Source organism: Bdellovibrio sp. SBM16, assembly GCF_056175625.1.
This window is the reverse complement of record NZ_JBJKJG010000004.1, coordinates 175284-185271: the sequence shown is the minus strand read 5'-3', so window position 1 is coordinate 185271 and position 9988 is coordinate 175284. Positions and strand designations below refer to the sequence as shown.

Below are 9988 nucleotides of genomic sequence, written 5' to 3'. Positions count from 1 at the left end.
TTAACTATGCTTACTTTTTTGACTCGTTGCCTTATACGGTCTAGTGTGGAGATCCGTTTATCACACAGCGCAAGGCACTAAAAAAAGTAGTTAGCTATTTTCAATCGATCGTTTACAAAGTTTTTATGCTCGAGAGCCCTTCTCTGTAGGGTTTTCTGGATCCGTTCTTAGCTTCTCTACTTATTTTATCACACCTGTAACCGCTACCGCGGTACACTTCACGAAGCCGTTCTCTAATTCAATAAAGTTCATCAAGTTCTGGAGTTCTTTCAGACAACTATCAACATCAGATCTTAAAAAATAATTTAGATCCTCGCGGTTTTTTTAAAGTAATCTTCGTTTTTTCAGATTTTGTCTGTGGCCGTAGATATCGTTTCTGTCTTTTAGTAATTAGGCTTAGCATGTGAATCTTATAGGTGATAATCATGGCGTTTGGAAAAAAGTTTTTACTAAACTTCGATAATCATTCGCACATATCGATCATTAAAAATTTATTATTTTCACGTCCTAGAATATGTTTTACTTGTTCGATAATTGAATTTTTATCTTTACCTAAACACATTTAAAAAATCCTTCGCTTTTTTAAAGCACTAAACACAGTTGCAAATTCAGTAAAACCCTTTCTTCGTTAGAAAATTGCTCATCTATGTATAAAAACCATGGATCACCTTTTCTTTTAGTTTTGTGGCTAAATGTTCATAATAGACTTTATCTAAAACACAACAGAGTGGCGATGATGTTTTCGTAAGAGAGCTAAACTTGTGTACATCTCACAGTCCAGAGCTATAGCTCTTCTAAATTAATACGTGGTTCTTCTTTTTTGCTACAGATTTAAAACCACATTTGGGGCATAATGCGAGTTCGTTGCGTATTTTAACCACTCCCCATAAAAAACAATTTTTCAGGGGTTTTGATTCAATAAATTTTAGTTCCTTTAATAGGAAATATTCAGCTACATTCGAGGTGGACATGCTTAGGTGGCCTTGTCAAAGATGTGTTTTGTTAAACAAATCTTATCGAAAATTCTTAACTATACTTATCTTTTTTTGACTCCGCGCATTAGGCCTACTGTTGTGAGGATCTTTTATTTTGCTCCAAGAAACTTCTATGCCACTTACTTAGCAGCATTTTATGTTGAATCGCAGGCCAATTTATTTTTTCCAGAGTCTGTCTATAAATATCAAGAATTACATCCGGGCCGTTAAAGTCGTAAAACCGATGCCATACAAAGAACTATTAGCTTACTTTGGAAACGACAAACAAAAGCTTCGTCTGTATAACTCACACATCAAAAACAAATACTTAAAGGTGGGCAAAGTTATCCCTAAGGGCGTTATTGCCAATCTTCCGAAAGAAGATAAAACTCAAATCGCTGGTGTTGTCGATCGGGCCGAGTAGTTCTAGTAATCTAACGTGTAAGAAATGATTCTCCAATTACCAGAATCAATTATGCATGAACCGTAATTGACAACAGAGTTATCTTCAATTGCAGTGAAGCCTCCGTGACAGCTTTTAGATTTACCATAATCAATAACTTGCTCTGGATGTTCACTTTCTAGTCTCTTTGAATACCAAGTATATCCACCATTCTCGTAGACTGAAAATGTCAAATGCATGTGTTTGTCATGTTCAATCATCGATGCAGAGAGTAAGCCCAAACCGAGAAAAACCTTCTGATAAATAGTTTTCTTTTCGTTATTAGATATTTTTTGAACTGTTAGTTCTAAAGCTGAATCAGGCAATTTTTTTGTCCCTAAAATGAAAATTTGACCCTGATTATCTTGAAAAATTGAGTGTATCAGCTGTTGATCGTCAAAATTTTTAAATTTTTCCAACGACGTTTTGTTGTTAGAATTTTCTTCTTTTAAAACAAATCCGCTCATTTTTTTTGTGTTATCAATCTGATGATAGCCCACTACCCAGGTTTTATTTTCTCTATCTTGCATCGCTTGGGAAACAATCGAAAAGCTACCCAACTCTGCAATGGCCGTTTCGTAAATCTGACTAATTTCTTGGTTGTTAAGATTAAGCTTCCAGAGGTAGGCTATTGAGCCGGTGTTACTAGTAATATATGTCGCAATGCTTATTTTATCAGCATGACATGCAAGTGAAGATGGATAAATAGCAGAGTCTTTGATTTGTATTTTTTTGATGATGTTAAATTTTTTACTTTTTAAATTATAGCTACCAATGGCCGTAATGACTTCATTGTCATGGTCAGTTTTTTCCGCCCAGGCCAGATAGATTGTCAGACCTTGGGGGTCTAGACATTGTCCATTGCTTAGGACCAAACGAACATTCTTCTCTATCAGTTTTATTTTTTTTAATGAACCACCGTGTGTTTTTATAAAAAGATTTAAGTCTTCATTGGTGCTGTATTCAGTTCCTGACGTTGAGACTATGAACGTTTGATTTTTATCTTGAAGCACGCCAGTTACAATCTGCGATGCTTTATCATCAGAGGATAAAACTGAAAAATTGTCTTTTTTGTTTAAGAAAAACAATATGACTAGGAGTGATAAAACTAGCAAAAAAGTAATCTGATATTTTTTACGGCTCATCTACCTAATATATTGAAACATAAGTAGGATTGTTACAATATATATTCATGCATCAAAGATCAGTAATGACTTCTGAAGAAATCTTTAAGCGTTACGTGCTTCCGGCCGCGGTAGAAATTTTAAAAGTTGATCCACAAATTGGGTATCAAAGAGCCGTTCAACAGCCATTATACGGCCAGGATTCTGTGCACAGCTCGATCGAGCTTGTATCTTTTGTTGTCGAGCTCGAACAGCGATTATCAGAAGATCTAAATTTCACAATTAGGCTTTTGAGCGAAAAAGCCTTGTCACAAAAAAGTAGCCCTTTTTCTAATCTTAAAACTATTACAGATTTTTGCCGGCAGGTTGTCAGCGAGGCTGAATCATGAAAAAAGTAACAGTTGTTGTCGGTACCAGTAGGGGGCTTGGCAAAGATTTGGCAGAGCACCTCTTAAGTCATGGTCATATTGTTTATGGTTGCTCACGGTCGGATTCGGATATCAAAAATGCTAACTATTTTCATAGTCGACTTGATCTTGTTGATGAAAACGCCATACGCCATTGGTTTAGTGAAATAGGTAAAAAAAATAATATTGATAATCTGATTTATAATGCGGCCACAGGCTTTTACAATCATTTTCTGCTGACTCCACTTGCTGAAATCGAAAAGAATATAAAGATCAACTTTCTCAGTGCTGTTCTTTGTGCTCAGGAAGCTGTGCGCTTCAAATGCGAAGACGCAATGAACATCATACTAATAAGTTCTGTGTTAACCCAACAAAAAACAGCAGGCCATATAGCCTATACTTTTTCAAAAATGATGATCGAAAATTTTACTAGCCTGCTGGCGACCGAGCTTGCCCCTTTTAAGGTGAGAGTGAATGCTGTAGCTCCCGGGGCTATGGCTTCAGGACTGGGTTTAAAAGTACCACTTGAGTTATTCGATCAATCCATCAGTAAACAAACAATCAAAATTACAACAGAAAATTCTGATGTAATTCACGTCGTAACTTTTCTGTTAGATCCTGCGTCACGACTTTTGACAGGACAAATAATTAGATTGGGTGGTTCACATTAACATCAAAGAGTGTTTGTATACCTTCTCAAATTCGGTGGCACTTGTCGAAAATGACGAGGTAACCACATATAATAGTATCGTTCAGACGCTCGAGCAGCTTAATGATGATACATCACAAGCGATAGATGACACAGCTATTTTGGATCTGTCTTGGTCAACCAAAAATATTACTAGCCTGCTGCGGGCTATGGCCGAACATAAAGTAATAATACCAAGAAAATTAGTGAATCAATCTAATCTAGATAAGCTTAAAACTTTTAATAAAATAAGAAATAAGAATAAGTCTTATATTGTTTTGCCAACCAGTGGTACAGAGGGTGCTCCTAAATTAGTCGTTCAGGATCTTCAGCAAATTGCTAAACGGTTAACTGGGCCGGCAAAGTTTAAACGAATAGCTGCTGTTACGCCCTTGTCTACGATTGGCGGGATTTTTACATTATTTCGTGCGTTAATGTCAGGGGCGACACTTTGTCTTTACCCAGATTTAAAAAGTCAGAACCTATTAAAACATATAGAGCAAAGCGCTGCTGAACTTCTTCCTTTAAGTCCGACAATGTTACAGCTTTCACTCTTGAATGAAGAAACAAAAACTTTACAGTTGAAAGCATTAAAACAAATAAATTTGGGTTCTGAAGTGGCTCACTTAAACGCTGTAAATCAATTTTTGGCTCTTTATCCTCATGTTAGATTTAAGCATGTTTACGGTTGCACCGAGACGGGCCTTTTTTACTTATCAAACGGAGAAAATAATGAAGATTTTTCGGTTGACCTAAATCTTTCAAAAAATATTTCAATCAATCAAAGTTTTCTAGAAATTAAGACAGACACAATGATGTTGGGTTATTTAGATGACATCACATCAAACAACCCACAAGAACAATCAAAAAGTTTTATAACTTGTGATATTTTTCGCAAGTCCGACCTAAATCGATTACGCATTATTGGGCGAGCGACTCAAATTGTAAATATTGGCGGAGAAAAATTTACTTTTGATGAATGCGAGCAGGCTTTGCTTTCATTATCGTATGTAAAATTTGTTAAAGTTGAAAAAGAAAAACAACCACTTCTGGGAGAGTTTTTTAAAGCAAGTATTTATGCCGCGGTTTCAGGTCAAGAGCTTCGCAGCCGTATTAGAGCGGATTGGGCGCGATTAAATTTAAATCCAAAGTTAATGCCTTTGCGAATTCAAAGTTTATCAAGCGCTGAAATTTTCACCCTAGATGCTTAGTGTCATGGGGTGTTAGATTGCGCATAATCATAGATTTCGTTTTACTATATTGAATGCAAAAAATAGCGGTCATCGTCAATTCTGATAGTTTTAATTGGTTGTCATGCAATGCAATTTCGTCGAATTTGCATACCGCTGTTCGTAAGATCGATGCTAAAAAAACGAAAAAACAATTTTTCTCTGTTTCTCCCGCAGATGTTTATAGCAGTATACACTGGGGTTGCGACACTTTGAAAAAAATGTTAGATGAAGTTGTTCAATTTGATCCAGATGTAATTTATCTACCCGATCACCTGCCCCACCCAAGCCAGATACTAATCCCCTTGCTGCAACTAGATCCTCGGATGAAGTCTAAAAAATTTATTGTGCACGCCTACGGTGATTTTTCGATTTACCCTGATTTATGGCAACTGCTTGGAAATGAAATGCAGGGTTTGAAATTAAGTATTTTAACCGCATCAACAAAGCAATCATCATACATAGATTTTTTTCTAAGATCTTCAGTGAATACTCCGAGAGTCATTCCGTTTCCGATAGATAAGGATGGATTTAAGTTTTCTATGAATCGACGCAAATCGATGCGGAAAAAACTTAAAATTAAAGATCAGGAAAAAGTATTTATTTATACCGGACGAATTAGCCTACAGAAAAATATTGATGCTGCGATAAGTGCTTTTTCGCTAATTGAAAAAAAGGACAAGAATGTCAGATTGCTTATTGTAGGTGACTTTGACGACTTGGGTTCACCGAATCTTGGTCATGTCACTCACCAAGGATATTTGTTTCAAAAAATAGACTCTTTGCTGCAAGAATTGAGTGATCCGGTGCGTGCAAAAATTAATTTTTTAGGATCACAGCCTAGAAATTGCTTATCAGATTATTTATTTGCCGCTGATCTTTTTATTTCGTTAAGTACTTACCATGACGAAGATTACGGCATGTCTCCGGCGGAAGCATTAGCTGCAGGTTTGCCAGCCATATTAACTGATTGGGGCGGCTATTCTGACTTTGCCTTTAACTCACAGGATGTCGAACTAATTGAAGTTAAGTTAATTTCTGATGATGTGGCCATTGAACTTGGTGACGTTTTAAAAGCCGCAGACATTTTACTAAAGAGTAAAAATTTAAGAGAGCATAGGGCGAAAAAATTTTTTTCAACATCATCAGTAGAAGCCGTCGCCGCCCATTTAGAAAATGAATTTTTTCGCCAGATTCCACCATTTGCGGGGTTTAACTTTAAATTAAAGCAATGGATTGAAGAGCAGAAAGCACGATTTGCCCAACCCATTAATACAGGGGCAGATTCGCTTTACAATGAGTTATATCGAAGATATGCAGAAAAGAGCCAATAAATGTCAAAGCAAAATTTTACAATAAATTGGAATATTGATCACGTACGATCAAAAAAAGTTGTTCTCGGTGGCGGCTTTCAAAAAATTAATAAAGATTACTGGGCTACATTTTGGCCACTCGCTGAAGATTATTTTTCCCCTTTTTCAGCATTCTTTGCCAGCATGGGCTTTGAAAAAATCGAAATTCAAAAAAGGCAATCATGGTTGCTAAGAGACGGACTAATCCCATTACTTTGGTTTCTCAATGAACACACGCCAAGCACTTTTGGTTCAGAGATATTGCTCCCTTGTGAATTTGTGTCTTTTATTCCTGATAAGTGGAAATCAAAGGCATCTTTTTATCATTACGAAAGCATCCACCGCGATAAGCGTAACAATGTGATAGTATTTTTAAATTCTCATCCGTTACTAATATCTGAAGAAGAATTTGAAACTCAGGTTGAATTTCTCAAGCAGCGCATGAAATCACTAAAAATCAATGGAGAGATTTTATTTTGTGCACGTCCTGTAGGCCCAGATACACATGGATTTGATAAAATGAGTTATGGCATGCATCAGGCTGTTGATTTCACTCGTAAGTTTGGATCAAAAGTTAAATATATTGATTGGCAAGCCGTCACTCAGAGCCTAAACTGTAAAAACTTTTATTTTTTTGAAATTAACAACAAACTTATTATTGCCGACACTTTTCCAGCTCAATATATGTTATCTAAAGGGGCTATTGATTTAAAAAATGAATTTACCAGCTTAACAGCTGATTTAAGAGTGCCACTATCTTTGCATCATCAAATTAACTTATACGATCAAGGCACAATCAAAAATGAAAAATTGAATCTACGCCTTAATCAACAAAAACTTTTTTATAAAAAATTAGTCTCGCTAAGCTATAAGTGGGAACAGTCGGTTCCTTGGCCGTTAGATATTAACAACATGCTGAGAACATTAATTATGCACGGAAAGAATAAGGATGTTAAAAAAAGAAGCAAACAAGTACGAAGCTAATGGCTGGCTGCTTGTTAAAAATCTGATATCTTCGGCTGATGCTGATCAGCTCATTGCTTCATTGTGTGCAGAATGGCCTGCTTGGGGTGCACCGGGCAACCGTCGTCAGCAGGCTCATTTTAGTCATGCGGTACTTCTGCAAATTTTAACCAGTGCACCGTTTTCAGACTATGCACGAATGGCATTAACGGCCGAGCCTATCTTGTATTGGTCTAGTCTTTTTCAATTTAGTAGTGAAATGGGAGCTCATGTTGATCGTGAATATATCCAGACACAACCAGCAGGGCTAAGTGTAGGCCTGTGGCTTTCACTCGATAAGATCGATAAGAATAACGGCGGCCTTTGGTTGGCAAGCGGCAGCCACTTGTGGAATAGCGAACAGCGAGAAACATGTTTTAAAGAACTAACTTCGGTTGATCAAAATGAAGTGCCCGAGTTACAACCTGGAGATTTGTTGGTTTTACATTCAAATCTGATACATGGGACTTGTCCGGTTCGCGAAAAAAATATAAAACGCAAAAGCTTAGTAGCTCACTATCTTGCCAAAGGAACAGATTTAATTTCGGAAAAAAATGAGTCTGAAAGCTTTGTTTTATCGAGAAGTCCAGGATCAGACATTGATTTTTTAGTTTTCAACCCTGCTGCTCTAAAAAACCATTGATAATCTTTTCAAACTCTCTAAATAAAACTCGGTCATCGTGATGTAAATTTATTTTTTTGAGGTACAAGTTTGCTAAATAAATTAACGAATCTTCAAAGTAACGACGAAATGTAAATTCAATTAGACCATTCCATAAAAAATTATCCATCAAATCCGGCCTAATTTTAAGTTTCATTTCTTTAAGTTTTTCTGGCTGAATAATCCATTCAAATTTGTTTTTTGTGTTAAAATTTATGCTTAGATTTTTATGTTTTCTTAAATCACAATCGATGCGACACCCATCGATATCACGAAAATAAAAATAACCAGTAAAAAGATCATTTTGATCAAGCTCGAGAAGAATGTTTTGCTGATGCATTTCAACAGTAATTCCCTCGCTCCAGTAAAGCTCAAGAGCTGCTTTAGCTAAAGGAGTAAATACATGAGTTACAAGCCATTCAGTAGGTGAAGTGGCCGTGCCTATAAGATTTTTTTCGAAATAAGAAACAGCGTGTTTTGCTGCGCCGTCATGAGCAAAAAAAGAATAATACGGCACAAGCCGCTTTTGTCTATTGAGGTGTGATTTTTCCAGCTGACGAATTAAAAAACCTTCGCCCTCATGATGTGATTGCCACCAGCCACCAGAGCATTCGATTTGCGCTTTCAGATACGAATTTGTACTGTTCTGGCGTTGAACTAAAATTGAAGAGATCAAATTAGCACGCTCAATTTGAACAGAATAGAGAGGTTTATTGATTGTAGTCGAACTGTTTGTTGGTGGCAGACTCACTTTGACAATTTTATCACCTGTAAAAAAAGATCGTGCAGAGCTTAGTGGGTAAGCTTGATGATTTGTAATTGAAGAAGGTTCAAGCAGATCTTTCCATTTTTCTAATTGATATTCGTGCAACCAAATCTGGTTGCCTGCCAAATGGCCATTAAATATAAAATCGTCTGGTTGTTTGGGATGTGCACTGAAAAGCAGATTTACAGTATACAGGCGACTAAAAAGTGAACTATCAATTTTTCCAAAAATGGCTTCATTAATTAGAAAATCATTTCTAGAGAGTTCATCAAAGTTTAAAAAACATAGTGCGTAATTGGTCTTATTCATTCAGAGTGTACACTTCAGATAGTATTGGAAAATTCTCTAAGGCCAGCATCACTGAGTTGCCGCCGTAGCCAAGGCTATAAAGTAGTGATCGATCACCATTTTTTAAGTATTTCTTTTTCTGTGCGTAGATTAATCCAGGCCACGGTGAAACTGCACCCACATTACCTGTAATGGCAAAACTGTTGTAAGCTCGTATGTTGTGGCTAAAATAAGAGCGTGTCGCTAAGTGTGATAGATTTGTATTAGCATGGCAAAAAATATGCTGATAGTCTGAGGCCTGAGTACGACTGTCTGCGAACGTTTGCTGACACAGGTGGTGAAAATTTTTTAAAAAATATTCAGGTGCAAGGTCAGATTCTTTAAGCTTCAAAAAACTAATTTTTTTGAGATTTTCATCAAAATCGTATTTCCAGAAGTTCCTCGTTTCTGTAGCTGATGTGGCAGTGAAATTTGTAATTCTTGCACCTTTGTCTGAATTTTCAAATAACAACGCGACGGCAGCATCAGCAAAAGCCGAATTTTCGGGGGCATTAAAAGAACCAACAGTTTTAGAAAAGCAGTTGTTAAGCACAACAATAATTTTAGATTTTTTTTGAACCGCACCAAGTCCTAAAGCTGCTGGAATTGCCATAAGTCCTGTTGAGCAAGCTGATTCGATATTCAGATGCGGACACTTTAATTTATAAAGATCACAAAGATAGGCTGAATCTCCTGGAACTACTGTATCATTAGGAAAAGCGGCAGATATAAGACCAGTGATGTTTTTTTTTTGATTTGCGCTAACCTGTAGTAATTTTTCTACGGCAAATGCAGATAATCGAACAGCCGACGTTTTCGGTTTCAAAAAAAACTTTTTCCAAGGCTTAGTCAAAGCCCGGTCTTCTGAGAACCGACTGTTAATCCACTTCAAATCAGGACTGAGCAGATCTTTAGGGGCTTGACCGTAAACCTTTTTGGTTTTTGGCAGCACAAGCACTGCATATGTTAATTTAAGATTCATAGTTTTCTTTTGGTTGTTTAAATGTTAGCATAAT

Annotated in this window: 10 protein-coding genes; 7 read left to right on the top strand and 3 right to left on the bottom strand. The window is 36.6% G+C overall.

Annotation, left to right across the window (positions count from 1 at the left end; genetic code table 11):
* Positions 1-1131: 1131 nt before the first annotated feature.
* Positions 1132-1398 (top strand): hypothetical protein, encoded by a 267-nt coding sequence (locus tag AC04MM_RS05555; protein ID WP_475379332.1) that lies wholly within the window; start codon positions 1132-1134, stop codon positions 1396-1398.
* Between the two features lie 2 nt (positions 1399-1400).
* On the opposite strand, the gene AC04MM_RS05550 is transcribed toward AC04MM_RS05555, so the two are convergent.
* Positions 1401-2561 carry a hypothetical protein gene (locus AC04MM_RS05550; protein ID WP_475379331.1) on the bottom strand — a complete coding sequence of 387 codons (1161 nt, stop codon included), beginning with the start codon at positions 2559-2561 and terminating at the stop codon, positions 1401-1403.
* A 47-nt stretch (positions 2562-2608) separates the two neighbouring features.
* Here AC04MM_RS05550 and AC04MM_RS05545 point away from each other — a divergent pair, with 47 nt between their 5' ends.
* Genes AC04MM_RS05545 through AC04MM_RS05520 form a run of 6 tightly spaced genes read left to right on the top strand, consistent with a single transcriptional unit; the run spans position 2609 to position 7861 of the window.
* Positions 2609-2929 carry a hypothetical protein gene (locus tag AC04MM_RS05545; RefSeq protein WP_475379330.1) on the top strand — a complete coding sequence of 107 codons (321 nt, stop codon included), beginning with the start codon at positions 2609-2611 and terminating at the stop codon, positions 2927-2929.
* Positions 2926-3618: an SDR family NAD(P)-dependent oxidoreductase gene (locus AC04MM_RS05540; protein ID WP_475379329.1), complete on the top strand. Its 693-nt coding sequence runs from the start codon at positions 2926-2928 to the stop codon at positions 3616-3618. Before AC04MM_RS05545 ends, AC04MM_RS05540 begins: the two co-directional genes overlap by 4 nt.
* 34 nt (positions 3619-3652) lie before the next feature.
* Complete coding sequence (locus AC04MM_RS05535; RefSeq protein WP_475379328.1) at positions 3653-4846, top strand: AMP-binding protein; 1194 nt, start codon at positions 3653-3655, stop codon at positions 4844-4846.
* A 53-nt stretch (positions 4847-4899) separates the two neighbouring features.
* Positions 4900-6198: a glycosyltransferase family 4 protein gene (locus AC04MM_RS05530; RefSeq protein ID WP_475379327.1), complete on the top strand. Its 1299-nt coding sequence runs from the start codon at positions 4900-4902 to the stop codon at positions 6196-6198.
* Complete coding sequence (locus AC04MM_RS05525) at positions 6199-7200, top strand: hypothetical protein (RefSeq protein WP_475379326.1); 1002 nt, start codon at positions 6199-6201, stop codon at positions 7198-7200. It begins immediately after the preceding gene.
* The gene (locus AC04MM_RS05520) at positions 7166-7861 is read left to right on the top strand and encodes a phytanoyl-CoA dioxygenase family protein (protein ID WP_475379325.1); all 696 of its coding nucleotides are present in this window, start codon (positions 7166-7168) and stop codon (positions 7859-7861) included. Before AC04MM_RS05525 ends, AC04MM_RS05520 begins: the two co-directional genes overlap by 35 nt.
* On the opposite strand, the gene AC04MM_RS05515 is transcribed toward AC04MM_RS05520, so the two are convergent.
* Entirely contained in the window at positions 7833-8954 is a 1122-nt protein-coding gene (locus AC04MM_RS05515; protein ID WP_475379324.1) for an IucA/IucC family C-terminal-domain containing protein, read from the bottom strand. The genes AC04MM_RS05520 and AC04MM_RS05515 overlap by 29 nt on opposite strands.
* Positions 8947-9954, bottom strand: a complete 1008-nt coding sequence (locus AC04MM_RS05510; protein ID WP_475379323.1) for a beta-ketoacyl-[acyl-carrier-protein] synthase family protein — start codon at positions 9952-9954, stop codon at positions 8947-8949. Before AC04MM_RS05510 ends, AC04MM_RS05515 begins: the two co-directional genes overlap by 8 nt.
* Positions 9955-9988: the final 34 nt, after the last annotated feature.

What these genes read in the sequence shown, in the direction of transcription:
- AC04MM_RS05540 (WP_475379329.1), top strand. Translation starts at nt 2,926, where the DNA reads ATGAAAAAAGTAACAGTTGTTGTCGGTACCAGTAGGGGGCTTGGCAAA.
- AC04MM_RS05515 (WP_475379324.1), bottom strand. Translation starts at nt 8,954, where the DNA reads ATGAATAAGACCAATTACGCACTATGTTTTTTAAACTTTGATGAACTC.
- AC04MM_RS05550 (WP_475379331.1), bottom strand. Translation starts at nt 2,561, where the DNA reads ATGAGCCGTAAAAAATATCAGATTACTTTTTTGCTAGTTTTATCACTC.
- AC04MM_RS05545 (WP_475379330.1), top strand. Translation starts at nt 2,609, where the DNA reads ATGCATCAAAGATCAGTAATGACTTCTGAAGAAATCTTTAAGCGTTAC.
- AC04MM_RS05555 (WP_475379332.1), top strand. Translation starts at nt 1,132, where the DNA reads ATGTTGAATCGCAGGCCAATTTATTTTTTCCAGAGTCTGTCTATAAAT.
- AC04MM_RS05525 (WP_475379326.1), top strand. Translation starts at nt 6,199, where the DNA reads ATGTCAAAGCAAAATTTTACAATAAATTGGAATATTGATCACGTACGA.
- AC04MM_RS05510 (WP_475379323.1), bottom strand. Translation starts at nt 9,954, where the DNA reads ATGAATCTTAAATTAACATATGCAGTGCTTGTGCTGCCAAAAACCAAA.
- AC04MM_RS05530 (WP_475379327.1), top strand. Translation starts at nt 4,900, where the DNA reads ATGCAAAAAATAGCGGTCATCGTCAATTCTGATAGTTTTAATTGGTTG.
- AC04MM_RS05520 (WP_475379325.1), top strand. Translation starts at nt 7,166, where the DNA reads ATGTTAAAAAAAGAAGCAAACAAGTACGAAGCTAATGGCTGGCTGCTT.